The sequence below is a fragment of the Caballeronia humi genome (assembly GCF_001544475.1).
Lineage (GTDB): Bacteria > Pseudomonadota > Gammaproteobacteria > Burkholderiales > Burkholderiaceae > Caballeronia > Caballeronia humi.
On sequence record NZ_FCNW02000003.1, the window covers coordinates 1 to 17,148 of the forward strand.

Sequence of the window (17,148 nt, forward strand, 5' to 3'; positions counted from 1 at the left end):
CCGTGTGAAAGTAGGTAATCGTCAGGCTCCTCATGCCTCAAACAAAAACCCCACCCCAAAAGTGGGGTTTTTGCGTTTCTACGCCTCAGTATCGTTAGTTTTAGTTTTCACCGAATCTTTCCGGGATAACAAAAACGTCCTTACCAATGGCGAAAACGCAGCAAAATCCTCCGATTCCTAGTCACCCCTCCATACCATTTTTTCCTTACTTCTACCTCTGCAATACTGTATAAATATACAGTAAATCGAGAGGTTGCCAATAGCTCGCGCATTGAGCAGGCCCCTTATTCGTATCGCACCGGGGAGTTCATGGGCGCAGCAATTTCACTGATCGAGATCGGGTTGGAGTCGTCCCTGGAGCGCCAGCTATGGATTGGCGACCCGTCCAGCGAGTCCGATCCCGGCATCATTTCCAGTGGCCATCGAAGGCTTGATTGCGTTTTGCCTGGCTCGGGCTGGATGGCTGGCGTGCTCACCGAACTTCTTGTCGAGGACAGTGGGGTCGGGGAGATGCGGCTGCTTTCGCGTGCGCTCCGCGAGTTGACGACGATCCAAAACCGATCCGCCATCTTCGTGGCTCCCCCGTGGAAGCCCGGTCTGGCGGCGTTTCGTGCGTGGGGCATTGCGACGGAAAAGCTGTTTTGGGTCAAGGCCCCGGACGATCAGGCGCTCTGGGCGGCGGAGCAATCGCTGAAGCAGAAGGGCGTTGGCGCGGTGTTGATCTGGTTACCGAAAGCGCGTCCCAAAGCATTGCGGCGTTTGCAGGTAGCCGCGCAGGAATCGCAGGCACTGGCGTTTTTGTTTCAACCGATCGACGCGGCGTCGCAATCGTCGGCGGCGCCGTTGCGCATGATCTGCCGCCCCGTGTTGCCCGACGAGGCGCAGACCATGAACCGCCGCGAATGGATGCAGCAGGTGATGCTGGAGATCGACATCATCAAGCGGCGCGGGCCGATGCTCGAAAAGCCGCTGCGTCTGCGATTGCCGCTGCAAATGCCGGCACTGCCGGAGCATATCCGTCAGTCGCGCCTCGCCCGATTGGCCAGGAAAGTACGAGAGGTCAACCATGTTGTGGATAGCGGTGACATTGCCGCTTTTGTCGCTCGAAGCAGTCAAGCCGCCCTCGATGGCGACGCCGGAGACGAATTCGACCTTGCCTGGAGTGAAAACCGCCTCCGCCCCGTCGATCAGTGATGAAGGGCAGCCGTGCTTCGCGCTCGCGGATCATGCGCGCATCCTGCTGCCCGATATCGTCGCGTTCCGGCTCGGCGTGCGGCCGGGCAGCACGCGCTCGCATGCCTTCGCGCTCGCGCCGCGGTTGACCCTGCTTGTCGAGGACAGCCGTCTCGAAATGCAGGCGCTGGAGGCCGTTGCGCTCGCGTTGCTCACTTTCACGCCGAAAGTCGTGCTGGCTCACGCGAATACGGTGCTGCTGGAAGTGAGCGGGAGCGTGCGGCTGTTCGATGGCCTGAAGGCGCTGTTTTCGAAAGTGACAGCGACGGTGAAAGACAGCGGCTTCACGTCGCGGATGGGTTGCGCGCCGACTGCCTGGGGCGCGTGGCTGCTCGCCCACGCGCGTACGCGTCGGGTGATCAGGCGCACGCGCATCGTGAAATCGACGACGCTCCCCCACATTCTCGATGTGCTGCCGGTGTCGCTGTTGCCGTCGGCGGCGACGCACGCGAATCTCTTCGAGCAGATCGGCTGCAATACGCTCGCCGATTTGCGTCGTTTGCCCCGCTCGGGCGTGGCGCGCCGTTTTGGCGCGGGCGTCCTGCAACTGCTCGCGCAGGCGTATGGCGAGGCGCCCGATCCGCGCGCGGCGTTTTGCGCGCCGGCATCGTTCGAGGCGCGGCTCGAGTTGCAGGCGCGCGTCGAGAGCGCGGAGGCATTGCTGTTTGCCGCGCGACGGCTCGTGCTGCAGCTTGCCGGCTGGCTGAGCGCGCATCACGCGGCCGTCAGCGAGTTCACGCTTTTGCTCGAGCACGAACTCGCCGCGCGCAACGCGCCGAAGACGTCGACGATGAAAGTCGCGTGGGCCGTGCCGACGCGCGACGCCGATCACGTGCTCTGGCTCCTGCGCGAAAAGCTGAATCAGACGGCGCTCGCCGCGCCCGTCATCGAGATGAAGCTGCTCGCCGACAAGGTCAGCGAGCATGCACCACCACCAGACACACTTTTTCCGATGCCTAACTCCGATAGCGAGTCGATGGCGCAATTGCTCGAGCGGTTGAGCGCGCGTCTTGGCGCGGAGAATGTGTTGCAGCTTGTCGCGCGCGACGATCATCGGCCGGAAGCGGCAATGGGCGTCGAGGTTTATCAGCCGGCGGTGGAGGGAAAGACCAAAGTGAAAGCGAAGGCGACGCGCAAGAAAAAGGCGCCCGTTCAAGCGAGGGGCGCCGCTGCCGCTGAACCGACGCCCGAAGAAGATCAGGAGGATTTGGAGGGAAACGTTGGGCGCGATCTTGGCGAGGAATCCGGGCAAAGTCTTCGGCAAAGCTCGGTCGGACTAAATCTCGAGTCGAATCTTCGGCAAAACGTTGAAGGAAGACTCGAAGTCTCTTGGGAAAGCTACAAACAAAACTCCACGCCAATCGATCAAAGCTTCGACCGAAGCCTCGGGCAAAACTCCGGAGAAAGCCTCTCAGGAAATCTCTCGGAGAACCTCTCGGGAAACCTCTCGGGAAACCTCTCGGGAAACCTCAGACAAACCGAGCAAAATCCCAAGAAAAACTCCGGGAACAACCTTGAGAAAATAGTAGGACCAAACCCCGGGAAAAATCTTGGAAAAAAAATCGGCAAAAACTCCAAGCCAGCTAGCGAACAGTGCTCCGGGCCCACCACTGAACAAAATCCAGGGAAAACTTCCGAACAGGAACTCTGGCAAAAGATCAGGCAAAACGTCGTGCAGAGTCTCGACCTGAATCTTTGGCCAAGCGTCGGGTTAAACCTCGGAGACAATCTCACGTCGAGGCTTTGGCCAAACCCTGCGGAAAATCTCTTGCATTCCGGGCCAGGGCTTGGTCAAAATTCCGGGGAAGGCGGCAAAAGCTTCAGGGAAGCCTCCACGAGGAATCCCCATCCAAACTTAGGGAAAAAGCGAAGCCCCGCACCTAGCTCCGGGCAAAATCTCGGGAAGAGCTGCGAACAAGACCTCAAGCAAAAGCGCAAACAAAGCGGCGAAAAAAGCGGCAAACAAAACAGCGAGCAAAGTCTCAAGCCAAACCTTGGAGACAATCTCGATCCGAAGCTTGGGCAAAAAGCGCACCTCGATCATCGCGAGCCAAGCCTTGAGCACGACTTCGCAAAGCGCTTCGAGCAAAAAATCGAGGCAGATTTTCGCCAAAATTCCGGAGAAAGCCTTGGGCAAAACTTCGACCAAAGCGCCAGCCCAAACCCCGAGCCGACCCCGGACTCCCCCCTAAACCTCCCCGACCGCGCCGTCCCCTCCCAACCGAGACCCTGCTGGATCCTCGAAACCCCGCTAAAGCTCCTTCTACGCAACGAGCGCCCGTTTTACCGCCGTCCGCTGAAAATCATCAGCCGGACCGAGCGGATCGAAGCCGGCTGGTGGGACGGCAACGGCGTGCAGCGCGATTACTACATCGCCTCCGACGATCGCGGCCGCATGTTCTGGCTCTATCGCGAGCGGCTGTCGGGCGACTGGTTCCTGCACGGATTTTTCGGATGACGATGATGGACGGCATAGCCCTCAAAAAATCCGCGCGCTCGGCATCGATGAAGTCGTCGGCGTTGCTGCCCGACTATGCCGAACTGCATTGCTTGAGCAATTTCTCGTTCCTGCGCGGCGCCTCACATCCGCAGGAACTGGCCGAGACCGCGCTGGAACACGGCTACACTGCGCTCGCGATCACCGACGAATGCTCGCTCGCGGGCGCCGTGCGCGCGCACGGCGCGATCAAGGACATCGAGGCGCAAGCCAAAGCCGCTGCCGATGCCGCCTCGAAAGCCGGTCAGCCGATGCCCGAGATGCGCCTCCTGAAGCTCATCATCGGCAGCGAACTGCATCTCACCGATGCCGACGGCGCCCCGTTCTGCACGCTGATCGCGCTCGCGACCAACCGGACAGGCTACGGCAATCTAGCCGAACTGATTTCGCTCGCGCGCTCGCGCGAACGCAAGGGCAGCTACCGGCTTAGCCCCAAGGATTTCACGAATCCGGCGGATTCAGCGGCCGATGTGAGGGATTCGACCGATCTTCGCGGCGACGTCGCGCATCTGAAGCATCTGCCCGACTGCCTGCTGATCCTCGTCCCGCAACGCTCGGCGACGCTCGCGCAAACGCTCGGCTGCGCGCACTGGCTCGCCGGTTTCGCCGCCGGCCGCGCGTGGCTCGCGCTGGAACTGTGGCAGGACGGCAGCGATGACGAGCGGCTCGCGTCGTCGCGGCTCATTTCGCAGGAGAGTGGCCTGCCGCTCGTCGCGGCCGGCGGCGCTCTGATGCACGCGCGCTCGCGCAAGCCGTTGCAGGACACGCTGACCGCGATCCGTCTAAATTGCCCGCTCGCCGAATGCGGCTACGCGCTCGAAGCGAACGCGGAGCGGCATTTGCGCTCGCGTCTGCGGATCGGGGCGCTTTATCCGGCCGATACGCTCGCCGAGACGCTGAAGGTGGCCGCCCGCTGCACCTTCCAGCTCGACGAATTGCAGTATGAGTATCCCGAGGAACTCGTGCCGGCGGGCGAGACGCCGGCCAGCTACCTGCGCAAGCGCGTGATGGCGGGCGCCCTCGAGCGCTGGCCGGACGGCATGGACGCGCAGACCATTGCGCAGATCGACAAGGAACTCGCGCTCGTCGCCGAACTGAAGTACGAGAAGTATTTCCTGACGGTCTACGACATCGTCGCGTTCGCGCGCAGCCAGAAAATTCTCTGTCAGGGACGCGGCTCGGCGGCGAATTCGATCATTTGCTATTGCCTGCACATCACCGAAATCGATCCGGTGCGCATGGACATGCTCGTCGAGCGCTTCATCTCGCGCGCGCGCAACGAGCCGCCCGACATCGACGTCGATTTCGAGCATCAGCGGCGCGAAGAGGTCATTCAATACATTTATCGCAAATACGGACGGCATCGCGCGGCGCTCGCGGCGTCGCTGATCACGTACCACACGCGCAGCGCGCTCAAGGACGTCGGTCGTGCGCTCGGGCTGGATGCGTCGCTGATCGAGCGGATCGGCAAGTCGCAGCAGTGGTGGGACGGGCCGGCCGCTGTCGCGGGCTATCTGGCGGAGGCCGGTTTCAAGGCGGATTCGCATATCACGAAGCATCTGATCCGCCTGACGCGTGAGTTGCGAGGCTTTCCGCGGCACTTGTCGCAGCACGTCGGCGGCTTCGTGATCGCGCGCGAGAAGCTCTCGCGGCTCGTGCCGATCGAGAACGCGGCGATGAAGGACCGCTGCGTGATCCAGTGGGACAAGGACGACATCGATGCGCTCAAGCTGCTGAAAGTCGACGTGCTCGCGCTCGGCATGCTGTCGGCGGTGCGGCGGGCGCTCGAATTCGTCGCGTTGCGGCGCGGGCTGCCGTCGTTTCCCGTCGAGCGGATTCCGTGCGAGGACAAGGCCGTCTACGAAATGTGCTGCCACGCCGACACGATCGGCGTCTTCCAGATCGAATCGCGCGCGCAGCAGGGCATGCTGCCGCGCCTGAAGCCGCAAAAATACTACGACCTCGTGATCGAAGTCGCGATCGTGCGGCCCGGGCCGATCCAGGGCGGCATGGTGCATCCGTATCTGCGGCGCAAGCAGGGGCTCGAAGCGGCGGAGTATCCGAAGGAGGAGTTGCGGCCGGTGCTCGAACGCACGCTCGGCGTGCCGATCTTCCAGGAGCAGGTGATGAAGCTCGCGATGGTCGCGGCGGGCTATTCGGCCGAGGAAGCCGACCTGCTGCGTCGCGCGATGGCCGCCTGGCGACGCGGCGGTCATCTCGAAAAATATCAGGCCGATCTGATGACGAAGATGCTCGCGCGCGGTTACGAGCAGGAGTTCGCGGAGCGCGTCTGCAAGCAGATCGAGGGTTTCGGCGAGTACGGTTTTCCGGAGAGTCATTCAGCGAGTTTCGCGCTGCTCGTGTATGTCAGCGCGTGGATCAAGCGCTACGAGCCGGCGGCGTTTCTAGCCGGGTTGCTGAACAGCCAGCCGCTCGGCTTCTATTCGCCGTCGCAGCTCGTGCAGGACGCGAAGCGCCACGGCGTCCGGGTTTTTGCACCCGATGTTTCGTTGAGCGACTGGGAGTCGGTGCTCGAAAAGCCGGAGGGGCTTGGCGAGCGCGTCGTGTTCGATGTCGACAAGGCGCTGCGCCGCCAGCAGTTCTACGGCACGCCGGTGCCGCGCCAGATTTTCCGCAAGACGATGCGGCGCGCGGCGCGGAGGCTTGCGGCGCGGATCAGGAAGCCGTCGAAGGCGTACGGCGCGGGCGGGCCGGGCGTGCGGATCGGGCTGCAGCTCATCAAGGGTTTCTCGCAGGCGCCGGCCGAGCGGATCATGGCCGCGCGCAGCGAGGCGCCGTTCGCGAGCGTCGACGATCTCGCGCGCCGCGCGGCCTTGTCGCGCCGCGATCTCGAAGCGCTCGCGGCGGGCAACGCGCTCGCGAGCATCGCGGGGCATCGGCGGCAGGCTTGGTGGGAGGTCACGGCGCAGCAGCAGGCGCCGGAACTGCTGCGCGACGCGCCGATGACCGAGGCGCCGCTCGTCTTGCCGCAGGCGCCAGAAGGCCGCGAAATCGTCGACGATTATGCGAGCCTCGGTCTCACGCTGAATCGTCATCCGCTGGAATTGCTGCGGCCGCGGCTCGCGCAGATGCGTTTCAAGACGGCCGCCGAACTCGCGCACTACCGGAACGGGCGTTCCGCGCGGGCGTGCGGGATCGTCACGGTGCGACAGCGGCCGGGGACGGCCAACGGCACGATTTTCGTCTCGATCGAGGACGAAACCGGCGCGATCAACGTGATCGTCTGGCCGGCGCTCGTCGAGAAGCAGCGCAAGATTCTGCTCGGCGCGTCGATGCTGGCGGTGTATGGCGTCTGGCAAAGCGAGGGCGAAGTGCGGCACCTGGTGGCGCAGCGACTCGAAGATCACAGCGCGCTGCTCGGACGGCTCGCCGCGCCGAGCCGGGATTTTCACTGAGACGGAGCTTGCGGGTCCGGATAGTTCGCGAGCACCTGTGCGATGGCGGTGTCGAACCGCGTGCGACGGCCGATTCCAAGCGTTTCGAGCGCACCCGAATTCAGATGGCAGTCGCGCGGGCGCGGGGTCGAATCGGCGGGGGTGGTCTGCGCGACGAGCCGCGCTTCGACTCGCAGCACCCGCGCGATGTGTTCCGCGATGTCAAATTTGGTCATCGGTTCGTCGCCGGACCATTGCGTGATGCCGGTAATCGCTTCGCCGCGCGCGTGGCGCTCGGTCATCTGCCGGATCACGACGGCTACATCGGGCGTGAACGTCGGGTAGCGTGTGGCCCATGCGTCCATCAGCGCGGGCTCGGCGCCCGCCCCGGACGATTTCACGATGGCCGGCGTGAGACTCGTGACCGCCGATTCACTCCAGTCGAGCACCGGGCCGTAAAGCAGCGGCAGCCGCAACACGCAGGCGTTCGCGCCCGAGTCGAGCAGCGCGCGCTCACCTTCGAACTTGCTGCGGCCGTAGGCGTTGAGCGGCGAGGGCGGATCGGCGGGGAAATAGGGCGGCGCCGTGCCGTCGAAGACGTAATCGGTCGAAATCGACAGGACCCACGAGTTCAGTGCGCGCGCGGCCCTGGCGATCGAGCAGAGCGCATCGACGTTCAGCGCGCGGGCAAGTCCCGGATCGTTCTCGCAGATATCCGGGCGACGCTCGGCCGCCGCGACGACGATCGCATCGGGCTTTTCATGCTCGATGAACGCGTGGACGGCGGTGTCATCGCGGATATCGAGCTTAACGCTCTGCGCATCGCCGCGGCTGTGGGCGGTGCGCACGACCTGCCAGCTGGCGACATCCGCCAATTCGCCGGCGACGGCACGCCCGAGCAAACCCGACGCGCCGATCAGGGCGACTCTGAAACCCTGCGTCATGCGCCGCTCGACGGGACGACGGTGTAGCCCGCTTCGTCGATCGCGTCCCGGAGCGCATCGGCCGATTGCGTCGATTCGACGGCAACCCGGCCGCGCGCCAGATCGACGCTGACCTGCGCGTTCGGATCGACTTCCTGGATGGAGCGCGTCACGGCGGCGACGCAATGCTGGCAGCTCATGCCTTGAACTTCGAATTCGGTCATGTCCGGTCCTTTCGATGTCAGTGAACGTTCCCATCGTATACCTTCCTACCGTTGGAAGGTGTAGAGTCAGGTTCAGTTTTCCGGAGTCGGCGATGAATATTGGTGAAGCAGCCCGCGCCTCGGGCGTGACGGCGAAGATGATCAGGTACTACGAGAGCGTCGGTTTACTGGCGCCGGTCGGGCGGACGGCGTCGGGGTATCGCGTATACAACGAGCAGGAGGTCCACGCGCTGCGTTTCGTGCGGCAGGCTCGTCGTCTGGGCTTTCTCGTCGAAGATATTCGCAAGCTGCTAGCGCTCTGGCAGGACCGTTCGCGGGCGAGTGCCGAGGTGAAGTCGATCGCATTGGAGCATGTCGCGGAGCTGGATCGGCGAATCGCGGAACTCACTGAAATGCGCGACACGCTATCTCATCTGGCGCAACACTGTCACGGTGATGCGCGTCCGGATTGTCCGATATTGGAACGGCTCGCGCAGTAAGAGCAAAAGAGCACCAAATTAGTGCTTTCGATGAATGCATCGAGGATTTCGAGCAAAAATCTTAGTTAAAACAGTCGCTTGTATCGCGTCAGTGCATGCACCATTCCGAAACGGAATGCACAGTATTCAAGCATTTCACTAACACATGAAGACTTCCTTCGCTATAATTCGGGTTAACCCTTTTGAGGGAAATCCCTGACCCGAACTGCCGGGGATTCAACCGTAATCCTTGGAGAAACACCATGTTTGCTTTCTTGCTCGAAAAACTCAGCATTTGGTTTGAAACCGCTGAACGCCGCCGCCGCGAAGAATATCTGGCGCAATCGTCGGATATCGTTCAGCTTGAAAAGCGTATCCGTTCGCTCGAGACCAACGGCTACATGCTGTAAGTCCCCGACGCCGAACGCTGGCTGAGTCGTGAAAGCCCCGCATTGCGGGGCTTTGTCGTTTCTGGGCGTCGACTTCAGTGAGGTCGCTTGTCGTTTACTTGGCCTGCGGGTGCGCGGCAAGCCACTGTTTCATGAACGCGATTTCCCTATCCTGTGCAGCGATGATGTCTTTCGCGAGCTTGCGCAGTTTCGCGTCCTTGCCGTACTTCAGTTCGACCTTGGCCATTTCAACCGCGCCCTCGTGGTGCGGGATCATGTGTGCAACGAAATCGCGATCTGGGTCGCCGCTGTACTGGACGCTCGACATGCCGGCCATCATCGACTTGTCCGCGGCGCGGTAGGCGGCGGTCGCGGGCGACTCGCCAGCGGGCGCGGCCATGCCGGGCATCGCATCGTGGGAAGGCGCGGTGGTTTGTGCGAACGCATGCGGGGCGAAAGTGGCGCAGGCGAAGGCCAGCGCCGCCAGCCGTTTTAGTTGTGATTTCATCGCTTCTCCTTGAGAGTCGGGACGGCTAGCGTAAAGCTTGCCACCACGGTAAGGTAAAGTGTTTTCGTCCAAAGAATCGATGGCGCGCGATATGAACTGCAGACTTGCCGGAAAATGGCCCGGGCGGTGCATCGTGATAGGCGCGGCCGTTGCCGCAACGTTCGTCTGCGCGGGTCAGGCGCTCGCGAAGCCGGGCGGCGAACCGCTCGTACTCGATACCCAGACGGGCATTCACAGCGGCGTCCCCGGCACCGTGTTGCAGAGCGGCTCGTTGGGCGGCCCGGGCATGGTCCACGCCCAGCCGATGGCGACGCTGCCCGAATTGCCCCAGCAGGAACAGATGCCTATTATGGTCAGCCCGTACGTTCAGTACGGGGGACAGACGTCGGGTCAGTCAACTCAACCGTATCAGCCTCAGGGCTATGGCTACGGCCAACCCGGATACAACCGCTCGTCTCGCCCGCCGTCCCGCTGACCGCCTCAGTCCCCGCGATGTTCCAGCTTGAAAGCCGCCTTGGCATCCTGTCCGAGCGTCTCGACCAGATACGGCATCGCTTGTTTCAGCGCGCCGGCGAGCGTGTACGGCGGGTTGTAGATGAACATGCCGCTGCCGAAGAGACCGAAGCCATCGGTCGGATGAGTGCTCACCGTCAAATTCACATGCAGCCAGTTCTTCTGCTGAAGACGCTTCAACTGATCCGGAAAACGCTGTGACTCCAGCCGCGTGACCTGCGGATACCAGACCGCATAAGTGCCGGTCGCAAATCGCTTCAGACTCTCTTCGATGCAGTTCAGCGTGCGCGCGTAGTCGCGCTTGTCCTCGTAGGACGGGTCCACCAGCACGAGCGCGCGGCGCGGCGGCGGCGGAAGCAGCGCCTTGATGCCGTCGAATCCGTCGCCTTCGTAGATCATCGCGCGGCGCCCGGCGTCGCGGAAATTGTGGCGCAGCACGTCTATCTCGGTCGTGTGCAGTTCGAAAAGGCGCGTGCGGTCCTGCTCGCGCATCAGCCGCCACGCCAGATACGGCGATCCCGGGTAGAAGCGCAGCGTGCCGTCCGGATTCAGGGCACGGACTTCATCGACGTAGTCCGACAGCATCGGCGGGAGATCTGTACGCTCCCAAAGCCGTGCGATGCCGCTTTCGAACTCGGCCGTTTTCGTCGCGTAGCCCTCGGTCAGCGAATACACGCCGGCGCCGGCGTGGGTGTCAATGTACCAGTACGACTTGTCCTTCTGGCCGAGATGGCGCAGCAACTGGACGACGACCGCGTGTTTCAGCACGTCGGCGTGATTGCCTGCATGGAAGGCGTGGCGATAGCTGAGCATGACGTGTGAGCCGTTGAAGGCAAAAGGGGAGCCAAGCGCGGCATTGTAGCGGAGACACGTCGCCAGTCTCCCGGCGCGCGGCTGCGGCAAGCCATGACGATAGCTGCGGTGCGTCATGGGCTTCATGCACAATAGTCGCATCGAACGTCGCGGGATAGTCGGCCGAATGGCATAGGCACAAGGCAATTCGCCTAGCCCGTTCGACCAGCTTGTTGAACCCCCGCGCCGCATGTTGTCATTCGTCATCTATTCGTCACCTGTCGTTACCCACGAGGAAGGAGGTTCGCATGGCACTGAACACGAAGCTGGACGGGAAGGTTGCAGTCGTCACGGGCGCGGCGAGCGGCATCGGCCGGGCGATCGCGCTCGCGTACGCCGAGGCGGGCGCGGCCGTCGCCATCGCGGACCTGAACCAGGCCGGCGCCGATGCCGTCGCCGAAGAGATTCGCGGCAAGGGCGGTAGGGCGATCGGCGTCGCGATGGACGTGACGAGCGAAGAGGCGGTCAACGAAGGCATCGACCGGGTGGCGACGGAACTCGGATCGGTCGATATCCTCGTGTCGAACGCGGGCATCCAGATCGTCAATCCGATCGAGAACTACGCCTATTCCGACTGGAAGAAGATGCAGGCGATTCACGTCGACGGCGCGTTTCTCACGACCAAGGCGGCGCTCAAGCACATGTACAAGGACGATCGCGGCGGTGTCGTGATCTATATGGGATCGGTGCATTCGCACGAGGCGTCGCCGCTCAAGTCGGCCTACGTGACGGCCAAGCATGGGTTGCTCGGGCTCGCGCGCGTGCTTGCGAAGGAGGGCGCGAAACACAACGTGCGCTCGCATGTGGTGTGTCCGGGTTTCGTGCGCACGCCGCTCGTCGACAAGCAGATTCCGGAGCAGGCGAAGGAACTCGGCATCAGCGAGGAGGAGGTCGTGAAACGCGTGATGCTCGGCGGCACGGTGGACGGCGTGTTCACGACCGTCGAGGACGTCGCACAGACCGTGCTCTTCCTCACGGCATTCCCGACGGCGGCGCTGACCGGACAGTCGTTCGTCGTGAGTCACGGCTGGTATATGCAGTGATCGGGCGGAGTACGGAATGTCAGTGAACGAAGGGAAGAAGAAGCCGCGGCGGGCGGCCGTCGAAGATGCCGCGCCAGCGCAGCCGCCCGGCAGCCGCATCGAGCTCCCGCCCTACGAAACCATCGCGCTGATGTTGCAGGGCGGCGGGGCGCTCGGCGCGTATCAGGCGGGTGTCTTTCAGGGCCTCGACGAAGCCGGCATCACGCCGAACTGGCTCGCGGGCATCTCGATTGGCGCGCTCAATACGGCGATCATCGCGGGCAATGCGCCCAAGGATCGCGTGTCGAGGCTGCTCGAATTCTGGGAGACCATTTGCCAGCCGGCGTTTGGAATTCCGCTCGCCGGTTTCGTCGAACGGGCGCTCTTCAATTCCGCCGACGAGATCCGCAAGGCGTTCACGGCGATGCAGGCGGCCGGTGCACTGGTCGAAGGGCAGAAGGGCTTTTTCGTGCCGCGCTTTCCGCCTCCGTCGCCGCTTGCGGCCGGCCTACCGCAGGCGGCAAGCTACTACGACACCGCGCCGCTCAAGGCCACGCTCGAGCGCCTGTGCGACTTCGACCGGATCAATTCGGGCGAGATGCGGGTGTCGGTGGGCGCGGTAAATGTCGCGACTGGCAATTTCGCCTATTTCGACAACACGCACATCACGCTGCGCGCCGAGCATTTCATGGCGTCCGGAGCGTTACCGCCGGGTTTCGCGGCGGTGGAAATCGACGGCGAGTATTTCTGGGATGGCGGCCTGATGTCGAACACGCCGCTCTACGAGGTCGCGATGGCGAGTCCGCGCCGCGACACGCTCGCGTTCCAGGTCGATTTGTGGAGCGCGCGCGGCCCGGTGCCGGACAGCATCGTCGACGTGATGGGGCGCGTGAAGGACGTCCAGTTTTCGAGCAGGACGCGCATGGTCACCGACATGATGCAGCGCTCGCAGCGCTATCGGAACGTGCTGCGGCATGTGCTGGAGCAGGTGCCGGAAGCCGTCCGCGAGACCGATCAGTGGTGCAAGCTCGCCGCGGAACTGGCGTGTTCGAAGCGTTACAACGTGATTCACCTCATTTACAGGCACAAGGAATATGAGGGGCATTACAAGGACTATCAGTTCGGCCTCTCGACGATGCGCGAGCACTGGGAAAGCGGGCTTGTCGATATTCGCGGTTCGCTCGCGCATCGTGACTGGCTCGAGATGCCGAACGGCGAAGCGCGCTTCGTGACGCACGACATCCATCGCGACGGGCGCAAGGACGCGGGATAGGGCGAAAAAAATGGCGCCCTTCTCAGCAGGGCGCCATGTCCAGTACAGCTTCGTACGGGTTTACTTCAGCACGTGCGCGACGGCGTTCGCCACGACGTCGAGGTTGCGCGTGTTCAGCGCAGCCACGCAGATGCGGCCAGTGCTCACCGCATAGATGCCGAACTCTTCGCGCAGGCGATCGACCTGCGGCGCCGTGAGGCCCGAGTACGAGAACATGCCGCGCTGACGGCCCACGAAGCTGAAATCGCGATCGACGCCGCTCGCCTTCAGGCGCTCGACGAGGCCGTTGCGCATCGCGCGGATGCGGTCGCGCATTTCGCCGAGTTCCTGTTCCCACGTCGCGCGCAGGTCCGGCGAAGCCAAAACGGCCGCGACGACGGAGCCGCCGTGCGTCGGCGGGTTCGAGTAATTCGTGCGGATCACGCGCTTCAGTTGCGACAGAACGCGCGCGGATTCTTCCTTGCCCGTCGTGATGATCGACAGAGCGCCGACGCGCTCGCCATACAGCGAGAACGACTTCGAGAAGGACGACGACACGAACACGTTCAGATCTGCGTTCGCGAACAGGCGCACCGCGGCTGCATCCGCTTCGATACCATCGCCGAAGCCTTGATACGCGATATCGAGGAACGGCACGAGGCCGCGCGCCTTGACGACATCGACCACCTGGTGCCACTGCGCGTCCGTCAGGTCGACGCCGGTCGGGTTGTGGCAGCACGCGTGCAGCACGACGACCGTACCGGCCGCGTAGGCGTCGAGCGCCGCGAGCATGCCTTCGAAGTTCACGCCGTGGCTGGCTGCGTCGTAGTACGGGTAGTTCACGACCTCGAAGCCCGCGCTTTCGAACAGCGCGCGGTGGTTTTCCCAGCTCGGATCGCTGATCGCGACCTTCGCGCCAGGATTCACGCGCTTCAGGAAATCCGCGCCGATCTTGAGCGCGCCCGTGCCGCCGAGCGCTTGCGCCGTGACTGCGTGGCCGGCCGCGATCAGCGGTGAATCGTTGCCGAGCAACAGTTTCTGGACGGCGGCGTCATAGGCGGCGATGCCTTCGATCGGCAGGTAGCCGCGCGGCAAAGCGGCGTCGACGCGGGCTTTTTCCGCCTCGCGAACGGCGCGCAGGAGCGGAATCTTGCCTTCTTCGTTCGTGTACACGCCGACGCCCAGGTTGACCTTGGTCGTGCGCGTGTCGGCGTTGAAGGCTTCGTTGAGGCCCAGAATCGGGTCGCGGGGAGCGAGTTCGACGGCAGAGAAAAGAGACATGATTTTTCGGCAGTAGTGGAAAGACGTGCGGCAAGGACCAGCGAGGAGGGCGAGGCGACTGGGGGCAATTCGAACCACGTCGCAGCCCGGAAGAAGCTGAAAACGAGCACTGGATAAGCTCAATTTGCCATTGTAACGAATCGCCCCGTGCTTTTTCGCGGACGTCTGGCCGGTTTTTTGCGTTTTTTGGGCTCGATTTCCGTCAAAACGCCGGTTAAATACGGGATCGCGGCACTTGCCATATCGTCGATCGCCCGCATCTCGAAATATCAGGCGTGCGTTTCAGGCTGGGCGCGCGTCCCTTCCGCAACTCCGAACCGCCGATCACGTGCCCCGGCGCGAACCGCTAGAATGAGCGTTTGCTCTCGGCTAAGGCTACGTTTCCTCATGTCCGATACCCTCATCGAAGCGCCCGAAGCCCTCGACGAATCGAAGTTCATCAGTTTCGATGGCTCCCCGTTTCAGCTCTACCAGCCGTACGCGCCCGCCGGCGACCAGCCCGAGGCGATCAACACGCTCGTCGAAGGCATCGAGGACGGGCTCTCGTTCCAGACGCTGCTCGGCGTGACCGGCTCCGGCAAAACCTTCACGATGGCGAACGTCATCGCGCGCATGGGCCGGCCGGCCATCGTGTTCGCGCCGAACAAGACGCTCGCGGCCCAGCTCTACGCCGAATTCCGCGAGTTTTTCCCGCGCAATGCCGTCGAGTATTTTGTCTCGTACTACGACTATTACCAGCCGGAAGCCTACGTTCCGCAGCGCGACCTGTTCATCGAAAAGGACTCGTCGATCAACGAGCACATCGAGCAGATGCGCCTCTCCGCCACCAAAAGCCTGCTGGAACGGCGCGACGTGGTGATCGTCGCGACCGTGTCGGCGATCTACGGTATTGGGAATCCGTCCGAATATCACAAGATGATTCTGACGCTGCGCACCGGCGACAAGCTCGGCCAGCGCGACATCATCGCGCGCCTGATCGCGATGCAGTACAACCGTAACGAAGCCGATTTCCAGCGCGGCTCGTTTCGCGTGCGCGGCGACACGATCGATATTTTCCCGGCGGAACACGCCGAAATGGCCGTGCGCGTGGAGCTGTTCGACGACGAAATCGAGTCGATGCAGCTCTTCGATCCGCTCACCGGGCGCGTGAAGCACAAGATTCCTCGCTTCACCGTCTATCCGTCGTCGCATTACGTGACGCCGCGCGACACCGTGATGCGCGCGATCGAAACGATCAAGTCCGAATTGCGCGAACGGCTCGAGTTTTTCCACAAGGACGGCAAGCTGGTCGAGGCGCAGCGGCTCGAACAGCGCACGCGTTTCGATCTCGAGATGTTGCAGGAACTGGGGTTCTGCAAGGGCATCGAGAACTATTCGCGGCACTTTTCCGGCGCGGCGCCGGGCGAACCGCCGCCGACGCTCGTCGATTACCTGCCGCCCGATGCGCTGATGCTGCTCGACGAGTCGCACGTGCTGATCGGCCAGTTGAACGGCATGTACAACGGCGACCGGGCGCGCAAGGAGAATCTCGTCGATTACGGGTTCCGGATGCCGTCCGCGCTCGATAACCGTCCGCTCAAGTTCAACGAGTTCGAGCGCAAGATGCGCCAGGCGATTTTCGTGTCCGCGACGCCGGCCGATTACGAAAAGCGCACGTCGGGTCAGGTTGCCGAGCAGCTCGTGCGGCCCACCGGTCTCGTCGACCCGGGAATCGAGGTGCGCCCGGCGCGCTCGCAGGTCGATGACGTGCTCTCCGAAATCAACACGCGCGTAAACGCCGGCGATCGCGTGCTGGTCACGGTGCTGACCAAGCGCATGGCCGAGCAACTGACCGAATTCCTCGCCGATCACGGCGTAAAGGTGCGCTATCTGCACAGCGACATCGATACGGTGGAACGCGTCGAGATCATCCGCGACTTGCGGCTCGGCACCTTCGACGTGCTGGTCGGCATCAACTTGCTGCGTGAAGGGCTGGATATTCCGGAGGTGTCGCTCGTCGCGATCCTCGACGCCGACAAGGAAGGTTTCCTGCGCGCCGAGCGCTCGCTGATCCAGACGATCGGCCGGGCTGCGCGCAACGTGAACGGCAAGGCGATCCTCTACGCCGACAACATGACCGATTCGATGAAGCGCGCGATCGACGAGACGGAGCGGCGGCGCGCCAAGCAGATCGCGCACAACGAAAAGATGGGCATCACGCCGCGCGGGGTGACGAAGCGCATCAAGGACATCATCGACGGCGTCTACAACGTCGACGATGCCCGCGCCGAACTGAAGGAAGCGCAGACGCGCGCAAAATTCGAGGACATGTCCGAGAAGCAGCTCGCGAAGGAGCTCAAGCGGCTGGAAAAGCAAATGATGGATCACGCCAAGAATCTCGAATTCGAAAAGGCGGCCCAGACGCGCGACCAGTTGTCGCTGTTACGGCAGCGTGTGTTCGGTGCGAACGTCGGCGATCATCTGACCGGCATCGACTAAGCGTCGGCCCCAAGCAAAAGCGCGTCGATTCATACGAATCGACGCGCTTTTTTTTGTGCATGGCGCATTGGCGGAATCGGCCGGAAACCCCTGTCGTGACAAGGCTGTAAGCCTGACCAAATT

General features: G+C 62.8%; 15 protein-coding genes. 10 read left to right on the forward strand and 5 right to left on the reverse strand.

The window, feature by feature from the left end:
• From AWB65_RS36835 to AWB65_RS04675, 4 genes are all read left to right on the forward strand, one after another.
• Positions 1-181, forward strand: a 181-nt coding sequence (locus AWB65_RS36835) for a hypothetical protein (protein ID WP_235007505.1), incomplete at its 5' end; no start/stop codon positions are given.
• A gap of 128 nt (positions 182-309) precedes the next feature.
• Positions 310-1,194, forward strand: a complete 885-nt coding sequence (gene imuA / locus AWB65_RS04665; protein WP_087666049.1) for a translesion DNA synthesis-associated protein ImuA — start codon at positions 310-312, stop codon at positions 1,192-1,194.
• Positions 1,127-3,691, forward strand: coding sequence for a Y-family DNA polymerase (locus tag AWB65_RS36840; protein ID WP_235007520.1), 2,565 nt, complete (start codon positions 1,127-1,129; stop codon positions 3,689-3,691). Before imuA ends, AWB65_RS36840 begins: the two co-directional genes overlap by 68 nt.
• A gap of 5 nt (positions 3,692-3,696) precedes the next feature.
• Positions 3,697-7,146, forward strand: coding sequence for an error-prone DNA polymerase (locus AWB65_RS04675; protein ID WP_087666307.1), 3,450 nt, complete (start codon positions 3,697-3,699; stop codon positions 7,144-7,146).
• Here AWB65_RS04675 and AWB65_RS04680 read toward each other — a convergent pair.
• Positions 7,140-8,069, reverse strand: coding sequence for a dTDP-4-dehydrorhamnose reductase family protein (locus AWB65_RS04680; RefSeq protein WP_087666050.1), 930 nt, complete (start codon positions 8,067-8,069; stop codon positions 7,140-7,142). The genes AWB65_RS04675 and AWB65_RS04680 overlap by 7 nt on opposite strands.
• Entirely contained in the window at positions 8,066-8,272 is a 207-nt protein-coding gene (locus tag AWB65_RS04685) for a heavy-metal-associated domain-containing protein (protein WP_087666051.1), read from the reverse strand. Before AWB65_RS04685 ends, AWB65_RS04680 begins: the two co-directional genes overlap by 4 nt.
• A 92-nt stretch (positions 8,273-8,364) precedes the next feature.
• On the opposite strand from AWB65_RS04685, the gene cueR reads away from it, so the two are divergent.
• Positions 8,365-8,751: a Cu(I)-responsive transcriptional regulator gene (gene cueR, locus AWB65_RS04690; protein WP_087666052.1), complete on the forward strand. Its 387-nt coding sequence runs from the start codon at positions 8,365-8,367 to the stop codon at positions 8,749-8,751.
• Between the two features lie 242 nt (positions 8,752-8,993).
• The gene (locus AWB65_RS04695; protein WP_087656293.1) at positions 8,994-9,140 is read left to right on the forward strand and encodes a DUF3563 family protein; all 147 of its coding nucleotides are present in this window, start codon (positions 8,994-8,996) and stop codon (positions 9,138-9,140) included.
• A gap of 94 nt (positions 9,141-9,234) precedes the next feature.
• Here the strand turns inward: AWB65_RS04695 and copM are convergent, their stop codons facing one another.
• Complete coding sequence (copM, locus tag AWB65_RS04700) at positions 9,235-9,627, reverse strand: CopM family metallochaperone (protein ID WP_087666053.1); 393 nt, start codon at positions 9,625-9,627, stop codon at positions 9,235-9,237.
• A 133-nt stretch (positions 9,628-9,760) separates the two neighbouring features.
• On the opposite strand from copM, the gene AWB65_RS04705 reads away from it, so the two are divergent.
• The gene (locus tag AWB65_RS04705; protein WP_235007506.1) at positions 9,761-10,102 is read left to right on the forward strand and encodes a hypothetical protein; all 342 of its coding nucleotides are present in this window, start codon (positions 9,761-9,763) and stop codon (positions 10,100-10,102) included.
• Between the two features lie 5 nt (positions 10,103-10,107).
• On the opposite strand, the gene AWB65_RS04710 is transcribed toward AWB65_RS04705, so the two are convergent.
• The gene (locus tag AWB65_RS04710) at positions 10,108-10,953 is read right to left on the reverse strand and encodes a 23S rRNA (adenine(2030)-N(6))-methyltransferase RlmJ (protein WP_087666309.1); all 846 of its coding nucleotides are present in this window, start codon (positions 10,951-10,953) and stop codon (positions 10,108-10,110) included.
• Between the two features lie 287 nt (positions 10,954-11,240).
• Between AWB65_RS04710 and AWB65_RS04715 the strand changes: the two genes are divergently transcribed.
• A complete protein-coding gene (locus AWB65_RS04715; RefSeq protein WP_087666054.1) occupies positions 11,241-12,035 on the forward strand; it encodes a 3-hydroxybutyrate dehydrogenase in 795 nt (264 codons plus the stop codon).
• A gap of 16 nt (positions 12,036-12,051) precedes the next feature.
• Entirely contained in the window at positions 12,052-13,287 is a 1,236-nt protein-coding gene (locus AWB65_RS04720) for a DUF3734 domain-containing protein (RefSeq protein WP_087666055.1), read from the forward strand.
• Between the two features lie 60 nt (positions 13,288-13,347).
• Here AWB65_RS04720 and AWB65_RS04725 read toward each other — a convergent pair whose 3' ends face one another.
• Positions 13,348-14,547, reverse strand: a complete 1,200-nt coding sequence (locus AWB65_RS04725; protein ID WP_087666056.1) for an amino acid aminotransferase — start codon at positions 14,545-14,547, stop codon at positions 13,348-13,350.
• 387 nt (positions 14,548-14,934) lie between these two features.
• Here AWB65_RS04725 and uvrB point away from each other — a divergent pair, with 387 nt between their 5' ends.
• Positions 14,935-17,025 carry an excinuclease ABC subunit UvrB gene (gene uvrB, locus AWB65_RS04730; RefSeq protein ID WP_087666057.1) on the forward strand — a complete coding sequence of 697 codons (2,091 nt, stop codon included), beginning with the start codon at positions 14,935-14,937 and terminating at the stop codon, positions 17,023-17,025.
• The last annotated feature ends 123 nt before the right edge of the window (positions 17,026-17,148 follow it).

Excerpts from the sequence above, each read along its gene's own strand:
- AWB65_RS04715 (WP_087666054.1), top strand. The coding sequence starts at position 11,241 with ATGGCACTGAACACGAAGCTGGACGGGAAGGTTGCAGTCGTCACGGGC.
- imuA (WP_087666049.1), top strand. The coding sequence starts at position 310 with ATGGGCGCAGCAATTTCACTGATCGAGATCGGGTTGGAGTCGTCCCTG.
- uvrB (WP_087666057.1), top strand. The coding sequence starts at position 14,935 with ATGTCCGATACCCTCATCGAAGCGCCCGAAGCCCTCGACGAATCGAAG.
- AWB65_RS04680 (WP_087666050.1), bottom strand. The coding sequence starts at position 8,069 with ATGACGCAGGGTTTCAGAGTCGCCCTGATCGGCGCGTCGGGTTTGCTC.
- AWB65_RS04695 (WP_087656293.1), top strand. The coding sequence starts at position 8,994 with ATGTTTGCTTTCTTGCTCGAAAAACTCAGCATTTGGTTTGAAACCGCT.
- cueR (WP_087666052.1), top strand. The coding sequence starts at position 8,365 with ATGAATATTGGTGAAGCAGCCCGCGCCTCGGGCGTGACGGCGAAGATG.
- copM (WP_087666053.1), bottom strand. The coding sequence starts at position 9,627 with ATGAAATCACAACTAAAACGGCTGGCGGCGCTGGCCTTCGCCTGCGCC.
- AWB65_RS04710 (WP_087666309.1), bottom strand. The coding sequence starts at position 10,953 with ATGCTCAGCTATCGCCACGCCTTCCATGCAGGCAATCACGCCGACGTG.
- AWB65_RS04675 (WP_087666307.1), top strand. The coding sequence starts at position 3,697 with ATGGACGGCATAGCCCTCAAAAAATCCGCGCGCTCGGCATCGATGAAG.
- AWB65_RS36840 (WP_235007520.1), top strand. The coding sequence starts at position 1,127 with ATGGCGACGCCGGAGACGAATTCGACCTTGCCTGGAGTGAAAACCGCC.
- AWB65_RS04725 (WP_087666056.1), bottom strand. The coding sequence starts at position 14,547 with ATGTCTCTTTTCTCTGCCGTCGAACTCGCTCCCCGCGACCCGATTCTG.
- AWB65_RS04685 (WP_087666051.1), bottom strand. The coding sequence starts at position 8,272 with ATGACCGAATTCGAAGTTCAAGGCATGAGCTGCCAGCATTGCGTCGCC.
- AWB65_RS04720 (WP_087666055.1), top strand. The coding sequence starts at position 12,052 with ATGTCAGTGAACGAAGGGAAGAAGAAGCCGCGGCGGGCGGCCGTCGAA.